Source organism: Staphylococcus sp. HMSC65H10 (assembly GCF_001839185.1).
GTDB lineage: Bacteria > Bacillota > Bacilli > Staphylococcales > Staphylococcaceae > Staphylococcus > Staphylococcus simulans.
In genome coordinates this window covers 1-347 of record NZ_KV840335.1, presented here as the reverse complement: position 1 = coordinate 347, position 347 = coordinate 1, and the positions used below count along the sequence as shown (strand labels likewise).

At 31.1% G+C, this 347-nt stretch carries 1 protein-coding gene; it reads right to left on the bottom strand.

The features are described from left to right. A partial coding sequence (locus HMPREF3270_RS05885; protein WP_176746713.1) for an SdrD B-like domain-containing protein occupies positions 1 to 347 on the bottom strand: 347 nt, incomplete at both ends.

The following is a 347-nucleotide window of genomic DNA, read 5'->3' as shown; positions in this document are numbered from 1 at the left end:
TGCCTTTTTCATCATTATCTTGAATTCCATCTTTGTTTTTATCTAACCATACGTAATCTCCAAGACTATATTTAGGTGTTTTATAAAATCCACTGTCTAATGTCCAGTTATCAGCACCGTTAATAACACCTGTTGTTGTTAAACCATTTGAATCTTTTTCATCATCGTTACCTGCATTCTCATTTGTTGGCGTATATCCTTCTGGAGTTAAAAATTCAACGATATATGTTCCATCTTCTAAATTATTAAATTGATATCTACCATTTTCATCTGTAGTAGTATGATCTAATTCATTACCATTACTATCTTTCAATGTAACATGAACTCCTGAGATGCCTTTTTCATCA